This window comes from Collinsella sp. AF19-1LB (assembly GCF_003459655.1).
In the GTDB taxonomy this organism is placed as follows: domain Bacteria; phylum Actinomycetota; class Coriobacteriia; order Coriobacteriales; family Coriobacteriaceae; genus Collinsella.
The window spans coordinates 1-17,048 of record NZ_QRWO01000004.1 but is presented as its reverse complement, the minus strand read 5'-3'; the positions used below and the strand labels follow the sequence as shown (position 1 = coordinate 17,048).

Annotated in this window: 13 protein-coding genes; 10 read left to right on the top strand and 3 right to left on the bottom strand. The window is 46.6% G+C overall.

Translation table 11 applies throughout. From position 1 onward, the window contains the following. Positions 1 to 13 precede the first annotated feature (13 nt). A complete protein-coding gene (locus DWX39_RS01880; protein ID WP_117758316.1) occupies positions 14 to 1,564 on the top strand; it encodes an oligosaccharide flippase family protein in 1,551 nt (516 codons plus the stop codon). A gap of 146 nt (positions 1,565 to 1,710) precedes the next feature. Here DWX39_RS01880 and DWX39_RS01875 read toward each other — a convergent pair whose 3' ends face one another. Continuing rightward, entirely contained in the window at positions 1,711 to 2,727 is a 1,017-nt protein-coding gene (locus tag DWX39_RS01875) for a glycosyltransferase family 2 protein (protein ID WP_117758315.1), read from the bottom strand. A 33-nt stretch (positions 2,728 to 2,760) separates the two neighbouring features. Further along, positions 2,761 to 3,858, bottom strand: a complete 1,098-nt coding sequence (locus DWX39_RS01870) for a glycosyltransferase (RefSeq protein ID WP_117758314.1) — start codon at positions 3,856 to 3,858, stop codon at positions 2,761 to 2,763. Positions 3,859 to 3,894: 36 nt separating this feature from the next. Between DWX39_RS01870 and DWX39_RS01865 the strand changes: the two genes are divergently transcribed. The 7 genes from DWX39_RS01865 (at position 3,895) to DWX39_RS01830 (ending at position 13,880) form a co-directional block, all read left to right on the top strand. Continuing rightward, entirely contained in the window at positions 3,895 to 4,839 is a 945-nt protein-coding gene (locus DWX39_RS01865; RefSeq protein ID WP_117758313.1) for a glycosyltransferase, read from the top strand. Between the two features lie 821 nt (positions 4,840 to 5,660). Then, positions 5,661 to 6,347 carry a glycosyltransferase family 2 protein gene (locus DWX39_RS01855; RefSeq protein ID WP_117758312.1) on the top strand — a complete coding sequence of 229 codons (687 nt, stop codon included), beginning with the start codon at positions 5,661 to 5,663 and terminating at the stop codon, positions 6,345 to 6,347. A 5-nt stretch (positions 6,348 to 6,352) separates the two neighbouring features. Beyond that, positions 6,353 to 6,688 (top strand): DUF2304 domain-containing protein, encoded by a 336-nt coding sequence (locus DWX39_RS01850; RefSeq protein ID WP_117758311.1) that lies wholly within the window; start codon positions 6,353 to 6,355, stop codon positions 6,686 to 6,688. 202 nt (positions 6,689 to 6,890) lie between these two features. Next, positions 6,891 to 8,891 carry a DUF2142 domain-containing protein gene (locus tag DWX39_RS01845; RefSeq protein ID WP_117758310.1) on the top strand — a complete coding sequence of 667 codons (2,001 nt, stop codon included), beginning with the start codon at positions 6,891 to 6,893 and terminating at the stop codon, positions 8,889 to 8,891. A gap of 1 nt (position 8,892) precedes the next feature. Further along, positions 8,893 to 11,274 carry a glycosyltransferase gene (locus DWX39_RS01840; RefSeq protein WP_117758309.1) on the top strand — a complete coding sequence of 794 codons (2,382 nt, stop codon included), beginning with the start codon at positions 8,893 to 8,895 and terminating at the stop codon, positions 11,272 to 11,274. Positions 11,275 to 11,283: 9 nt separating this feature from the next. Beyond that, a complete protein-coding gene (locus DWX39_RS01835; protein ID WP_147336365.1) occupies positions 11,284 to 12,849 on the top strand; it encodes a hypothetical protein in 1,566 nt (521 codons plus the stop codon). Continuing rightward, positions 12,849 to 13,880: a polysaccharide pyruvyl transferase family protein gene (locus DWX39_RS01830; RefSeq protein WP_117758307.1), complete on the top strand. Its 1,032-nt coding sequence runs from the start codon at positions 12,849 to 12,851 to the stop codon at positions 13,878 to 13,880. The genes DWX39_RS01835 and DWX39_RS01830 overlap by 1 nt, the downstream gene beginning before the upstream one ends. Before the next feature lie 13 nt (positions 13,881 to 13,893). On the opposite strand, the gene DWX39_RS01825 is transcribed toward DWX39_RS01830, so the two are convergent. Then, complete coding sequence (locus DWX39_RS01825) at positions 13,894 to 14,934, bottom strand: acyltransferase (RefSeq protein WP_117758306.1); 1,041 nt, start codon at positions 14,932 to 14,934, stop codon at positions 13,894 to 13,896. 104 nt (positions 14,935 to 15,038) lie between these two features. On the opposite strand from DWX39_RS01825, the gene rfbA reads away from it, so the two are divergent. Both rfbA and rfbB read left to right on the top strand, forming a co-directional pair. Then, positions 15,039 to 15,938, top strand: a complete 900-nt coding sequence (gene rfbA, locus DWX39_RS01820; RefSeq protein WP_117758305.1) for a glucose-1-phosphate thymidylyltransferase RfbA — start codon at positions 15,039 to 15,041, stop codon at positions 15,936 to 15,938. 19 nt (positions 15,939 to 15,957) lie between these two features. Beyond that, the gene (gene rfbB, locus DWX39_RS01815) at positions 15,958 to 16,980 is read left to right on the top strand and encodes a dTDP-glucose 4,6-dehydratase (RefSeq protein WP_117758304.1); all 1,023 of its coding nucleotides are present in this window, start codon (positions 15,958 to 15,960) and stop codon (positions 16,978 to 16,980) included. The last annotated feature ends 68 nt before the right edge of the window (positions 16,981 to 17,048 follow it).

Below are 17,048 nucleotides of genomic sequence, written 5' to 3'. Positions count from 1 at the left end.
CTTTAATTTCTGAATGGTATTTGAAGCAACTAATTGTGAAACGGTGATTCTGATAAGTAGCGCAAGCAGAAGACTTACTGGCATAATAATTACATATGGTTATATACTGGCTCAGGCTTTAGTCGGCTTTGTATATGTTCCGATGTTGTTGCAAAACATTGGACAAGACGAATATGGACTCTATCAATTGATAGGCTCTATCATGTCTTATATAGTTTCCATTAATGGGATTTTGTCTGCCGGTGTTGGGCGTTTTTATTGCAAGTATATGGCAGAGGGCAAAAATGACTTAATGGAGAATACTCTCGCAATAGCTAGGCGTCTGTACTGGGTCCTATCTGTGTTCGTGATGCTAATAAGTTGCGTTCTCGCCGTGGTTGTTCGGTTTGTATATTCAGCCAGTTTTACAAACTCACAGCTTGATGAGTGTTCCGCAATGCTTGTTGTATTAGGGATCAACACAATTGTTATCATGAACAACACTATTAGCGTTGCGGCGATAACTGCTAATGAAAGGTTCGTTTTTTTGAAGGGCTCGCAATTGGCCGCCCTAATAGCTCAGCCTTTCATAGTGTATGGACTTACGACAATTTTTAAGAATGCATTAGCCGTATGTTTAGTTGTGCTTGTTACAAATGTGTTGTGCGCGGTGAGTCAGCGTTTGTTTGCTAAATATAATCTGCACATTAGTTTCAGATATCATGGCTGGGACATGAAACTGGCTAAAGGATTGCTATTTTTTAGCGGCGCGATTGTATTGGTGACGATTGCTGACCAGATTTTCTGGAAAACCGATCAATTAATTGTCGGCTATTATTTTGGTGCTGCCGCCGTTGCGGTATATTCTGTCGGATCTCAAATCTACACGATTTATATGACAATCGGTACGGCAGCCTCATCAGTTTTTCTTCCTCGAGTTTCAGAACTGTATTGCCAGAATAAGGATATGTCTGAAATTTCGGATCTCTTCATTAAAGTCGGTCGCATTTCCTTTATCGTCTGCGGATTTGTTCTTAGTTTATTTATTGTTCTGGGGAAAGATTTCATCATTATTTGGGCTGGTAAGGACTATATAGACGCTTTCTATATCGCCTTGATCGTAATGGTTCCATTTACCATTGACTTAATTCAGAACCTGGGACTTACCATAATGCAGGTTGCGAATGTTTACCTGTATAGGGGGTATATGTATCTTGCGATTGCGCTTGTCAACGTGGTCGTGACGATTATATTGCTCAAGCTTATGGGCATAGTGGGCGCAGCAGTTTCAACAGCCATCGCTATGGTTATAGGTAACGGTTTCTGTATGAATTGGTATTATTCTGAAAAGCTTGGGTTGAACATAAAGAAATTTTGGCTTGAAATTGCCAAACTTTCCGTCTTGGTTATTGCCGGTACGGGGGCTTTGCTGCTGCTCTATAACCTAATTAAAAGCCTTTTATCTGGCCTTGTGGTGGTTTTGGTGTCAGCAATAATTTATTTCTTTATCTATTTCTTCTTGGTTTTGATGTTTGGGCTAAACGAATCCGAAAAGACGAGCATATCTGCATTTATCAAGCGATAATCTGTGACGCTTGTTAAGCAGAATAGCCTAATGTTCTTTCATTACTTTTATGACCAACCGGCTTGCCTGACATTTGATTATCGAAGGCTAAGTCGGTTGGTTTTACTACTCGGTGCCAGGAAAAATGAGCGATGACAACAGGGCGATTAGCTCAAGATTTTCAGTATCAATAGTTTTAGCTGTTCACAACAGCGTATTACTACTCGAGATAACAAATAGTGCTTATTCTTTGCCGCAAGGAACAGTAAATAGCTGTCAGGTCTGTAGGTGCTGCAAGGGACATCAGCTTTAATTGAGGGATTAAATAAGGCCTCTGAAATTGAAACAAAGTTACGTTTTTTGGTCTCATTATTGTCACTGAGCTCGTTGATCGATAGGAGATAAAGATACTGTTCCGTTCTTGTTTTCCATGCCAGCCTTTCTGTTTCTTCTCCCCAACGAGCGGCGATTTTCACTAGGCTTGAGGTGACGAAGGTTAAATCTGAAAGCTGTTTTTCCTTATAGCTGTGTGTTGCACTTTGTCCGTTTTGACAATTGTAATAATACAGCGCATCACTTATTTGTAAAACCGATCTGGCTGAATCGACTATGGGTATCATTTGCAGAAAATCTTCTGCAAAATCGATTCTCTTTGTATCGGTATTGCTTAAATCGTCAATCAGACAGTTTCTTTTGATTGCCTTTCCCCAAATTGAATTGAGTTTCCCTCGCGCCAAACATTTTTTGACTTCGTCGAGATCGTCACCTTCATAGATGCCAGACGGAAGGGCGGGATTGATAAACGGATCGTTTGAATAGTCTGGGTTTCTTGTATAGCTGAAACAGATTATGTCTGGATTGCACTTATCGATTTCGCGAGCAAGAATAGATAGGGTATCGAAGCGCAAAGAATCATCCGCATCAACAAAGACCAGGTAATCTCCGGCGCTTATCTCCGCGCCTTTTCGCCTGGCCTCATATACGCCCATATTATTTTGTCTAACGTAATGAGTATTGTTGTGAGATTCACAAAACACTTTGCAGACACTTTCAGTAGCGTCTGCTGATCCATCATTAATGAGGATAATTTCATAGCCGTCATATGTTTGTTGGTAGATGGATGATAGCGTTTCCGGCAAACTGGATGCCGCATTATATGCAGGGATAATAATTGAAAACAGCATTTAGTCCCTTTCCGTATTGGAAGAACAAGATGGTTAGTTAGAAAGCCCGTTTACAATGTCCCTGTATAAAATAAATTGACGCTTGGCAATGGCCTTCCATTGAAAGTGTTCAATTGCATACTTTCTAGCTGCAGTTGCAAGTTTACAACGAAGTTCATCGTCATTGAACAGCGTGAGAATTGCTTTAGAAATGGCTTCGAGATCAGATTCTACACCGATTCCAATTCCTTTATTGTTCGCTGTTTCTTTCCATGTAGTTCCCTCGGTAACAATAATTGGGAGGCCATATGCTAGTGCTTCCAAAACAGACGTCGGGAAACCTTCAGTGCGTGAAAGTTGGATATAAAACTGCGATTGGAGAAAAGCGTCCGCTTTAGATTGACCATTAACTGGACCATTTAATAAAACAATATCGGATACTTGATTGTCGGCAATAAGTAGTTCCAGTTTGGCCATAGACCCATCTTCGTCTGGACCGTAGATGTAGATTTTTGCTCCGAGCCCTCTTAGCTCATCAGCAATTAGTGGCAGACTTTTGATCAGTAGATCAAGACCTTTGACCTCTATATCTAGGCGGCCAATAAAAAGCGCGATGCGGCTGTCTAAGTTTGAGGCTTTGGCTTTTGGGATGCTAACACCATTTGGAATAATGCTTGCTTTCCTATGTTTAAAGCCGTTTGAACTCATCGCCTCTTTTTCCGATAGAAAATGGATACAATCAGCATTGCGAATAAAGGCGTTATAGAAGAAAACATTAAGCAATTGTTTAGCTAAATGATGCTGTTCTTGCGCCACATATGTTAGAGACCCATGTGGTGTGATGATGTATGGGATCGCACGTCTTCTGAGCCAATGGCTTAGTTTAATGTGATCTGGCCTATATATCTCATGAAATATTACGAGTGACGGATTGCAAAACGGTTCAGGAAGTTTTTCTATGCATGACTGATAGAAGACGGGATATTTCGCATCTTTAGGTCTGTAGTTTGTAAGATTTAATAGAGCTATATTCATGTCCTTTATTTCTGACTGCTCATTTAGGTATTGAGGCACCACTGTAGACACGCCAGAAGCGAAATCACTTGTAATATATGCCACATGAAGGACTATTAAACTATCGGTAGTTTTCATTAGCGTTTGCTCCCGCAGCGGTGTTGGAGGTTTTAGTTGACAGATTCACAGTTGGTTTCAGTGCTCATGCCTTGTTATAGGGAGAGCGCCAAAGATTTTACTGAGGCACTAGCGTCTATTTTAAAGCAGACCTATCATCGAATCGAGGTGGTTGTTGTTTTTGATAATCCAGATGACAACACACTTTACGATATTGCTCAAAACTATAGCTCTCATGACAGTAGGATTTGCCTCGTGAGAAATGAACGCAATCTTGGTCTTGCTGCATCTTTGGAAAGGGCGTTCAAGGTCTCACGCGGTCAGTATATCTGCCGAATGGACTCAGATGACATTTCTGAGGCGCAGCGCATTGAACGGCAGTTGTCGTATCTTGAAGAACATGAGCTTGACCTAGTGGGTTCTTATTTGAACGCCATTGACGAAGACGGTAGTCAATTATATCTCGTTGATTCAATTCCAAGTTCGAGTGAAGGCGTTAGGCGTTCTCTTATGATTAGAAATTGCGTACCTCATCCGAGTTGGTTTGGAAGAAGGTCTGTATTTGAAATGGGGTATCGGTCTGTTCCGCTAGCAGAAGATTATGACTTACTGTTGCGTGCCGAGCTGGAAGGGTTCACTATTGGAAATGTTCCAGAGCCGCTCATTCGATACAGAATGACTGTTAATAGCATTTCGCGTAGCAATTTGTATAAACAGTTCGTTGTTTCTCAGTGTTTACGTTCAGCTTTCAAAGAGGGCCGATCACTGGATGTCGATAAGATTGATACAATCGTCGCCGAGCGGTTCGATCGGCGACGAGCTGAGAACTATCTAAAGGCAAATGCATTATTTAATAATGGGTTGAGAAATATTCATTCTGGTAATCGAGCAAAAGGTATTTCCCAATTGCTTCAAATCCCATTTTGCTCTAAGTCGTATTTAATGAATGTCATTAATATGGCGCGTGTGGTTACAATTAAAACATTTGAGAAAACCTCGTAGTTGTGCACCTACGCTTAGAGAGACATGGCGTAACCATGCCGTTTGACACTCGGAAGATTGCTAGCTTTGAAATCTAGGGCTAGGTTTGTTGCGGGGTTCTCGATGCCGTGTGCACCATTCGTGGTTGATTTCCGATCTCAGCCGAACACACTGCGCAGATAGTCCGTACCCGCGGCTAGCCGAACGCCCCCGCGGCCCCCATGGACCCCGGGGGCGCCGTTTCCCCAGTTGAAGGAACGGTGGATATGTGTTCGATAGGTCCGGGGGCCATTCTCCGCCCTCAGTCTGGCACCTCTTTCCAGACTCAGCCGGACGGTCGGTCCGCCTCTTCCGTTTTGCCTTTGGGCTAGGCCAGCGGGGCGTCGCGCCTCTCTGCGCGTGCCCTCTCGATGAGGCTCGGCGTCAGGTCGAGTCTTCCGATGGGCACGTCCTCCAGGCTGTAGGCGTCTAGCAGCGCCTCCGCATCGCCGCCGAGCATCGCCCTGGAGGCGCGCGGGCGTCCAGCTCCAGCATCTTCTGGACCGTGTCCCTTTCGTGTCTGGTGAGCGCCTGCCGTAGATACTCGGGGTCGCCTTCTCGGAACCCTTTTTCTTCTTTCCGGACATGCCGTCCTTCGAGTCCCCGGGGCCAACCGGTTCGGCCCTCAGGGTATCGGGTTCCCACATTCATCCGCACATGTGCGGATGAATGTGGGAGGTGTTCGGATGAAGTTGATAATCAAGGGTTGATAATCAAGGGTGCACCATTCGTTGTGTCTATTTAACCATTTGTATATCTCTCGCTATAATAATGAGAAAAACTAGAGATCGGTTTATGTGTATATGACACCTAAAACTCTTATCGCTATTCCTGCTTATAATGAGGAGGAATGCATAGAAAAGACGATATGCGAGCTCAGGCAAATTGCACCTGAGTTTGATTTTGTTGTTATCAATGATGGGTCTCGAGATCGAACGCTAGCTATCTGCAAGGATCTTGGTTGTGACATCATTGATATGCCCATTAACTGTGGTTTGACCGTTGGGTTTCAGACGGCTGCGCGTTATGCGGTTGATCATGGATATGACTATATGGTTCAGTTTGATGCTGACGGCCAGCATTGTCCGGAATATATAAAGGTCCTTGTTGATAGGGCTCAATCTGATGGATCAGATATTGTCATTGGCTCTAGGTTTGTAAGCGTGCGCAAAGACAAGACGCTTCGCATGATCGGCTCGCGTATGATTACGGTGCTAATAAAGATTCTGACAGGCAAGAGGATCAGTGACCCCACGTCTGGATTTAGGCTATTTGGGCGGGATATTCTTACGAAATACTATTACGACAATACCTTAAATCCGGAACCAGAATCTCTCGCTCTCTTTTTGAAGCAAGGGTATTCTATTTCAGAGGTACAGGTTAAGATGCGCGAGCGTCAAGGTGGCGAGAGCTATCTTAACCCTGTTAGGTCTATGCAGTATATGGTTCGTGTTTTCGTTACGCTCCTTGTCGTTCAGTGGTTTAGGTGATCCATTTGCCGGTCTCTCTTCGTATTTTGCTTCTCGTTTGCGCTGTTTTGGTATTCGTGTTCGTATTGCGCAAATTAAAAAAATCCCAAATGCAAGTTTTGGATTCTCTGTTTTGGCTGCTATTCAGCGTCAGTTTTGTAATTTTGGGCGTTTTTCCACAAGTTGCAATGTGGCTTTCAAGTCTATTTGGTTTCCTGTCGGCTTCTAACTTCGTGTTCCTTTACGTTATTGCCGTTCTTGTGGTCCGTGATTTCTGCAATTCTCTTCGCCTCTCTCGACAGGAAGAGCGTTTGAACTCGCTTGTTCAGGCTGTTGCGTTAAGTAGGGAGAAGGAAAAGTAGGCTATGCGTTTCGCTTTGGCGTATAAATCATCCGGATGGGAATGTCTCTACTTATATTTCTTTCAACAGTTGTGAACAGTGCTTGGTGCCCATACTTGTCATCCAGATGACTGGGAACGATTCTTCGAGGGCCCTTGCAGCTTGATTTGGATAAAGGTGAATTAGCCCCGTGTTGTCTCGATGCGTAAACCAAAAGCAAATAATGAAAGCCGTCTTCGTTGCTCTTCTCTTTATTGTCGAGCTTCTGTGCATGAAGCACTTTTATGTGAACCACTCTGTCTCACAGCTGTTCGTTTTAGCGCTCTATTGCGTCGTTGTAGATGTTGCCATTTGGCAATCATATTATATCTTCCTTTCCTCAGATGATGAAAAAAAGCGTGGCAACTGTTCTGGTCGCTGCGCTCAATTATTAGTCCTGTTGCTTACGGCATTTGCTGTGGCGGTCATCTGGGAGGGCTGCACCGTTCTTGGCTCGCCGGCTTCTCATTTCTCGAATATTGCTGACTGGAATAAAAAGCGGCTCATATTCTTTTTTCTGATTTCCTATTGCGCAATACTCTATTTATTCCAAAGCGGCTTTTCTCTGAAAGCGTTGTTCCATTCTGCTTCGGCGAGGGTCAAGGCTACCGATTACGTTTCCCTGCTGATTATCGCATTCTTTATTGTTTTTGGCTGCTCTACGATTGCATTCGTGAATGGGTTCATTAATGCTGTTGTTTATTTCCTGCTGGTAATCATAACTTCGGTTTTCACGGCTTGCTCGGGCATTCGAAAGAGAAATTCTGCCCTTCCTGTTGCTTTCTTTATCGCTGCATTCTCAATTGGTGTTTTCCTTGTGGTGAGCACTCCGATAACGACGGGTATTTCATGGGATGATCAAATTCACTATTCCAATGCCCTTTCGACATCTTATTTATTTGAAACTCAAAAAACTGATTCGGATATTAACTTTACTGACGAAGCGGTCCGTCGTGCACAGGGCTATGAAGAGCCCTCTCTTTCCCATTTTGATCGAGCGGAAATTCTTGAGCATGCTAGGCAGTTGAATGGCTCCTATAGATCTGATATCGCTTCTGGTCATGTGCAAGTTAACAAGCATGAAGAATTCGTTTATACGCTTAGCAGCATTGGGTATATTCCATCGGCAATTGGCCTTTGGCTCGCTCGCCTTCTGCATTTCGATTTTTCTTCTATGATTCAATTCGCTCGGATTTGCAATTTATTTAGTTACTGTCTTGCAATTGCCATTGCAATCAAGGTTACGCCCTCAAAAAAGGGACTATTTGCTTTTGTGGGAATGCTGCCAACTTCGATCTTTCTTGCGTCATGTTTCTCATATGATGCATGGCTCATTTCGTTTATCATTCTCGGTTTTGCTTATTTTTTGAGGTATGCATGGGGTGATTTAAATGAATTTACAGTTCGCAATATAGCACTCGCATTTTTATTTACCTTTTTAGGACTCGCAGTCAAAGCTGTGTATTTTCCGATAATCGGTCTTTTCTTTATGGTTCCGCGTAATCGTTTTGCGGGCTCGAAGCAACGAGTTCATTACTATGCCGCCGTGTTTGTTTTGGGCTTGATTGCTTTTGCCTCATTTGCGCTTCCGTTCTTGTTTTCAACGGCCGGCGGATCTAACGTTGGCGATATGCGAGGCGGCTCCGATGTTAACTCTGGTCAGCAAATCGCTTTCATTCTCGCCGATCCATTGCGCTACGCGGAAATACTCGCCAATTATTTTTCAACTTATTATTTAAATCCGATAACCTCTTCTGGATATGCATTGAACTTTGCATACCTTGGATCGCTTGCTGCTCAGATTTCTGTAAATGCAATCCGTGGGTTGGTTCAGGTGCTTCCAGCTGTTTGCCTATTGTTGTTTGGGCTTTTTTCGGCCGATTCGATTAGCGTTAATCATATTGGTCTCGCACAATTTCTATGGGCCTCATTTGTGTTTTTGTTTACGGTGATTTTGGTGGCAACTGCACTTTATGTGTCTTTTACTCCCGTTGGATTGGGGACAGTTAATGGTTGCCAGAGTCGTTACCTTTTGCCACTTCTGGTTCCGTGCCTATCGTTTATCCTTAACCAAAGTCGCTTGGTCTTTGGGGACAGTAAACGATTCATATTGATATGCCTCGTATTCCCGTTTACTTTGGCTACGATTTGCGAGTTTGTTTTAGTTGTTGGAAAGTGTTGCTGATATGGGCATAGTTTTTAATACCGAATTTAACAATAAGCTAAATTGCCGTGGCGACGGCAAGCTATATCTACTGTATGAAGCCGCATCCGTTTTTCCTGATGCTGTTGAGTCGCAATCACCTAATGGGCAAATTCTGCCCGCAAGAATCATTCCTATTTCAGAGACTGAATTTGTTGCTGTTCTTGCCGATTTTGGTGTCGACCAATCGCTGTCTTTCTTTAGCGGAGATAATGTAATTTACCAGCGCCGCATCAATCCTGGCAAGTTTTCGATTGAGTCGAAAGTTAACGGCTTGCTGCGCGCGGAGCATTGTGGACAATTTCGCAATATTGACCGTTCTGGCGTGCATGCGCTCGCTTCTATCCAAATTGAGAGCTTTATTCCCTGCGTTGATGGCGTAATCGTTAGAGGTGTTCTTTCGGGTACTGATTACCTTGAGGGTGATCGTATTGTCGCTTTTAATGAAGAAGCCTGCGTTGTTGGGGAATCTTTGTTATTTAATAAATTAATAGCCGATGCGAATCCTGGTCTAATAAATTTCTCTCTTCATATTCCTGAGGTCGGGGATAGCCTGTGCATTTGCATACACAGGGCTTCTGGTCATCTAGATACGTTTATCAATCTAAAGAAAGATATGCTTAAAGAGCTTTTGGATGAGGCTGATCGGAATCATGCGTGTGCATTCGATCAACCCCGTTATTTGTCCTGGTTTTCTGGGCGCAGATTGACTGGATCCGATTCGCGGGCACAAGCACAAATAAGACTTGCATACCAGCCCTTGTTTTCAATCATCGTTCCTCTATATAAGACTCCCTTGAATTTCTTCAGGGATATGGCTGATTCTGTGATTGCTCAGACGTATTCGAATTGGGAACTCATCCTGGTTAACTCTACGCCAGATTACGATGGACTTAGCGACTTGGTTTCCGAGTATGTGACTGCAGACTCTAGAATTAAAGTGACTGATCTTGAGGGCAATCTAGGTATCACTGAGAACACCAATGTCGGAATCAAGATGGCCAAGGGAGACTACCTTTGCTTTTTCGATCATGATGATGTTCTCGAACCGAATATCTTGTTTGAGTATGCACACGCTCTAAATCATAATTCGGATATTAATCTTCTCTACTGTGATGAAGATAAGCTATTGCCTGATGGGTCCTTGGCTCATCCTACTTTTAAGCCGGATTTTAGTCTTGATATGGCTCGAGACAATAATTATATTTGCCACCTTCTTACTATTAAGAGGGCATGTTTAGACAGAATTGACCTTTCTAACAGCGAGTTGGATGGCGCCCAGGACCATGCCATGGTGCTGAAGATTGCCGAACTTGGTGGGACGATCCATCACGTTCCTAAAATCTTGTATCACTGGAGAATAAGCGAGAATTCGACTGCGGGTAATTCCGATAGTAAACCCTATGCAACCCTCGCTGGAATAAAAGCTGTTCAGGAGCACCTTGATAGATGCGGTATCAAGGCGACTGTGGTCAATTCTCATAATCGTGCTTTTCGTTATAGCCCCATTTATGATGTTCCTTCATCTGAGTCCTGTTCATTAATCGTTACCACCCGCGGCAATTCTTCGGTTCTTTCGACTCTTGTATCTTCAATCAATGACACCGATTTTGATGATCTTGAAGTCGTTTTCGTGTGCTCGCAGGAAGCGGAAGCTGCTGTTAAGCAATCGAGCTCTGGACTTCGTTGCCGCTATATCGTTCACGCGCTTGATGACCCCTTTAATATATCTGTGTGGAGAAATGCCGGTGCTTTCGCCGCGCGTGGCGAGCAACTCGTCTTTATTCATGACGATATTCAGGCACTAGACTCCTCGTGGCTAAAGACTCTCGTCGGTTTTTCTCAACGAGAGGATGTTGGCGTCGTTGGAACAATGACGTGCGATCTTGACGGCATTGTGCAGCAGGCAGGCCTGTCTTATGTTGGAGAATCAATCGTCAACCTGTCGCAAGGCATTCATCGCTCTTCTCCTGGCTATATCTATATGCCATTGACCGTAAGGGATGTATCGGCGGTGAGTGGTGTCTGTTTAGCTATTTCACGCGAACATTTTAATCGTCTGGGTGGTTTTGATGAGTCGTATCTTCTTGACTATTCGGATGTTGATATTTGCTTCAAGTCTTCTCAAGCTGGGTTAAAAGTGATCTATACACCAGAGGCATGTCTCTACCATATGGCATGTGTTGACAAATCCCTTGATAGTAAATCTCGCTCTCATAAGCATTTTGAGGATAAGGCACGATTGTTGCATAACTGGTCCGAGCGTTTCTCTGAGGGAGATCCATGGTTCTCCGTTAACTTTTCTCGAGATCCCAAGCGCGCAGCGTTATATAAGTTCGATCCTTTTGACTACGAAGCGATTTGAGTGCTTTAAATGAAACAAATTGCCTGGATAATATCTCCGCCGGCAAAGGGTTCTGGCGGCTTTCGAACCATCTGCAGCAAGGCTTCCTTTCTAGATTCTCGCGGATATGAGAACTACTTTTACATTATGCCGGGCTGTGAAGCATACAAAAGTGCTCATAGAGTTCAGACCGAAATAAAGGATTGGTTTGGTTATTCGCCTAAAGAAGTTCGTGTGGCTCCGAGTGTGTCCGAGGATTTTTTTGCAGTAATCGCCACCGCTTGGAATACGGCGCACTTTGCATCTATGCAGAAGTGCACCCATAAGTTCTACTTCATTCAGGATTTTGAACCTTGGTTCTATCCGATGGGGGAGATGTATCTAAATGCCGAAGCAAGTTATCGTTATGAACTAAACCCCATAACAATAGGCAGATGGCTTTCTAAAAAAGTTGAACCCTATTATTCGCATGAAGTCCCATATTGTGATTTTGGCGTTAGCGATATATATACTGCGCAGGAACAAAATCTAAGCAGAGAGTATGCCATCTGTGCTATTTATCAATCCAATAAGGATCGGCGTTTGTCTGGCATGTTGCTTGATGCAATTAAATTGCTTCTCAAGCTCGACGATGCAGTTGTCGTATATTTATACGGCGAAGACGTAATGCCTCCCATTCGTGATCCACGTGTACGCAGCCTCGGCATCTTGACCGCTGATGAATGCGCCTCGCTTTATGCCAAGTGTGTTGCCGGCGTATCGTTGAGCGTGACTAATCCCTCTCGCCTGCCTTTCGAAATGCTTGCATCGAAGCTTTCGGTAATTGAAATAAACCGTGAGAATAATCTACTCGACTTTCCGGAGGGCACCATCCACCTCGCTGAGCCCTCTGCTTGCGGCATTGCTTCTTCTATTCTTGAGGCTCTTTCAGGCTCAAAATGCGATTCGCCTAATCGATTTAGCTGCACGTCGATTGAGCGTGAAAATGAAATGTTCTTCGAGGCCTTTACACGTTATCTGAATGAAGAGCCATCCTTGGTTAGCGGGAAGTCCGCCTTCGGGAATGTGCTAAAAACCGAAGAACTAAGTAAGGTCTTCTTGCTCAGCGATCATCTCGCTGATGCTCGATTGCGATCGTCTGCCATGTCTCAAACGCTCATTCAAGCTTCTTCTGTTGATTTGACTGTGCGTTTTGAGTCGTCTTTGATGCCTGTGGATGTTCGCGCGGCAGTTTGGTGTGCCCTTGATCAGTCTGATATTCGCTGGATTAGTCTTGAATCTAGGGACGGTCTTTTTGCGGGGCATGTTCCGCTGTTTTTAAATGATGATGAAGAGGCCTATCTTCGCATTCATATATACTCTTTTGCGGAAGACGGCAAGAATCCGCTTTGTGTCGCCGAGCTAAGCCAACTAGTCTGTCTTTCGCCTTCTCGCAACGCTCATCCTGTTGTTCGTTCGGTTGAAAGTGGCGCATGCAGCGTGTCTGCCGTTTTTAACCTATCTGATGATTATTGTGAACCGTTTCAGCCTTCTGCTTCGACGGGCGTCGAAGGCGGTCACGTTGCTCTACTCAAACGTTTATTTCGGAGAAACTAATGGCGCGCTTTAACCAATGGACTCAGCTACTTAAAGCCTCTGCGACATCGTGCAGGCACGATGAAAAATCCGATGGTGTTAAGCAAGAACGCTATCTCCTTTTGGATACGGCTATGGGAAGCGAGAACTCTGGTGACCATGTGATCATGGATGCCTGTGGCTGTATCGCGGATCAAATCTTTGGCGGTGCGTTGCCCCATGTGGCAACGCACTATTATTCCAAAGAGCTTGAAATGTATCCTGAATACGTAAAGCTGTTGTGCGGCACCAATATTCTGTATACGCATATGGCTGATCAGCAGCAATGGGCGCTTGCCAAGCGGTTGGGCAATAATAGAAATGTTGTTTTGTTCGGCGTGGGCATGTCTGATATTGGGGTGGACGATGCTATCGACGCCTATACAAAGAAGTTCTATAAAACCTTGCTATCCGATGAATATCTTCATAGTGTTCGAGATGAAATGACTAAGAAGAGGCTTAACTCTATTGGCATAGAGAATGTTCTTAATACCGCATGTCCGACCATGTGGTCGTTAACCCCATCTAGGCAACTCGAGATATCCTCTAAGCGTTCTAAAAACGTTGTTACGTCAATTACCGATTATTGTTTCGATGCGGAACGTGACCGTAAGATGCTGGAATTGCTGTCGTCGGAATACGAAAAGGTAACGATTTGGATTCAAGGAAGCCATGATGTTGATTGGTGTCTTGATCAAATAGTCGATCTGAAGCAATTTAATGTCATAGGCCCCAATACCGAAGAGCTTAATCGTGTAATTGAAACCGAGGAGTTTGATTATGTGGGGACGCGTCTCCATGCGGGCATCCGCTGTTTAAATGGAGGACATCGCTCTCTAATTATTGCAATTGATAATCGAGCCCGCCAAATCGGTGAAGACACGGGACTTCCCGTTCTTGAACGCGAGGACGGCTATCTCCATAAATTAGCTGATTGGGTAAACCATCCCGTTAAAACTGAGATTAATCTTCCCTGGACGAGCATCGATAAATGGAAGAAACAGTTTAATTAGCTGTATTCCTTGGCTATTGCTTTCCCTTTTTCTTATCGTGTGGTGCCTTTGGCGTTTCTCCGATTATCCAACCCATATTTGTGGCTCGAATTAGATTCGTCAACATATAGGCGACTGATCCAAATCCAATCAGGTTAATTGCTGCCATCGCCATTGGGGCTATGTTGGGCCAGTAGGTAAAAGAAATGTAAACCAGTGGAGAATGAAAAAGATATATTCCCATACTGTTTTTGCTAATCTTTTCGGTTAGTAGGTTTGCCTTTTGGGGGATGACACAATAAATTGATGCAAGCGCCATGCAAGTAAGGGCGGTGGAAGCAATGGGGGGCACCACTTGTTTTAGTAAGTTTACAAGGAATAATAGTATTAGGACTATTGATATGCTTTTACGCCTTTTATAGCTCTCGAACCATTTGTTTGCTTCCAAGTAGTGGATTGTTAGGCCAAGCGCAAACCATATTGCATTTGCTTCTGCCAAATTGATATATCTGTTCGCTGATGGTATTCCAAAATGGTAAAGATAAATTGAAGCGCCGAAAACTATCGGAACCTTAAAACTTGTTAGAGGGCTCTTTTCGAGTATTTGAAAGATGCACGACGTGGCTGCTGTAATGAAAAAAAGAGTCGGGAGAAACCAAAGGTGACCGTTGTCTTCGCCCAACAGAATTGATTTAAAGATGATGTGCGGTACAGTTAGGCCATTGTAATAGGGATACTTAACGAGCATCCTGATGGGGAAGAGCCAACATATTCCAATCATGATATAGGGGATAATTAAGCGTTGAGCTTTTTTAATGACCTGATTTATAAAATCGCTTGATCGATTCCAGCTCCATAAAAAACAAAAGCCAGATAACGAAAAGAACAAGGGCATCTGGATTCCGTTAATTAAGAATTTGAGATTATCCAACAGAATTGATTTTTGTTCAGTTGGATAATATCCCCACGCACTTGAATACAGAATAATGCTGTGGCCTAGGACTACAAGGAATATTGCAAGGGCCCTCACGTTCGTTATGTCGTCTCTACGGGTTGTGTCCTTGCGGTTGTTCATCAATTGCTTCTTTCGTTAATATTGAGAAGGTTTAACTTAAAGAATATCAAACTCTTACTAACCGCTTGATTTATAACTATTTTCGATTACAGAGGACGGATTATATGAAAGGCATCATCCTCGCCGGCGGGTCCGGCACGCGCCTGTACCCGCTCACGCTCGTGACCTCCAAGCAGCTGCTGCCGGTCTACGACAAGCCCATGATCTACTACCCGCTGTCCACCCTCATGCTGGCGGGCATCCGGGACATCCTGGTCATCTCCACGCCGACGGACCTGCCCAACTTCGAGCGCCTGCTCGGGGACGGCTCGCGCTACGGCGTGAACCTGTCCTACGCCGAGCAGCCGAGCCCCGACGGCCTGGCCCAGGCCTTCACCATCGGCGAGGAGTTCATCGCCGGCGAGCCGTGCGCCCTCGTCCTCGGCGACAACATCTTCTACGGCAACGGCCTGTCGCGCCACCTGACGCGCGCCGTCCAGAACGCCGAGTCGGGCCGCGCCACGGTCTTCGGCTACCACGTGGACGACCCCGAGCGCTTCGGCGTCGTGGAATTCGATGCGCAGGGCCGTGCCGTCTCCATCGAGGAGAAGCCCGCCGAGCCCAAGAGCTCCTACGCCGTCACCGGCCTGTACTTCTACCCGGGCGACGTGGCCGCCAAGGCGCATGAGGTCAGGCCCTCGGCCCGCGGGGAGCTGGAGATCACCACGCTCAACCAGATGTACCTGGAGGAGGGGACGCTGTCCGTCGTGACCCTGGGCCGCGGGTACGCGTGGCTCGACACCGGCACCATGGAGAGCCTGCACGAGGCCGCGGAGTTCGTCCGCGCCGTGGAGCACTCCCAGGACCTGCCCGTGTCCGTGCCCGAGGAGATCGCCTGGGAGAACGGCTGGATCACGACCGCCGAGCTCGAGGAGGCCGCGAAGGCCTACGGCAAGTCGGTCTACGGGCAGCACCTGAAGAAGGTCGCCGCCGGCGAGATCGTCAACAGCCCGCGCGAGTACTAGGAAACAAGGAGATACGAACATGGCAGAGGAGACCTTCTCCCCCAGGAACATCATCGTCACGGGCGGCTGCGGCTTCATCGGCAGCAACTTCGTCCACTACGTGGTCAACAACCACCCCGACGTGCACGTCACCGTCCTGGACAAGCTGACCTACGCCGGCAACCCCGAGAACATCGCCGGGCTGCCCTCCGACCGCGTCGAGCTCGTGGTGGGCGACATCTGCGACTCCGAGCTGCTGGATAGGCTCGTCCCCGGCCACGACGTGATCGTGCACTACGCCGCCGAGAGCCACAACGACAACTCCATCGCCGACCCGGAGCCCTTCCTGCGCACCAACGTCGAGGGCACCTTCCGCCTGCTGGAGGCCGTGAGGAAATACGGCGTCCGCTACCACCACGTCTCCACCGACGAGGTCTACGGCGACCTGGCGCTCGACGACCCGGCGAAGTTCACCGAGGAGACGCCGTACCGCCCGTCCTCGCCGTACAGCTCCACCAAGGCGTCCTCCGACATGCTCGTGCGCGCCTGGACCCGCACCTACGGGCTGCGAACCACGATCTCCAACTGCTCCAACAACTACGGTCCCTACCAGCACGTGGAGAAGTTCATCCCGCGCCAGATCACGAACATCATCGACGGCGTGCGCCCCAAGCTCTACGGCCGCGGCGAGAACGTCCGCGACTGGATCCACACCGAGGACCACTCCTCGGCCGTCTGGGACATCCTCACCAAGGGCCGCATGGGGGAGACCTACCTCATCGGCGCCGACGGCGAGAAGAACAACATCACGGTCCTGCGCATGATCCTCGAGGCGATGGGCCGCGACCCCGAGGACTTCGACTGGGTCGCCGACCGCCCCGGCCACGACCGCCGCTACGCCATCGACTCGACCAAGCTCCAGCGCGAGCTGGGCTGGAGGCCGGCGCACACCGACTTCGCCGAGGGGCTCAAGCAGACGATCGACTGGTACGTCGCCAACGAGTCCTGGTGGCGCCCGGCCAAGGAGGCCACCGAGGCACGCTACCGCGCCCAGGGGCAGTAGGCCGGACCCCGGCGAACCGCACCGCGGGGCGCCCGCGCGGGGCCGCAGGGCATGGGGATGATCCTGCG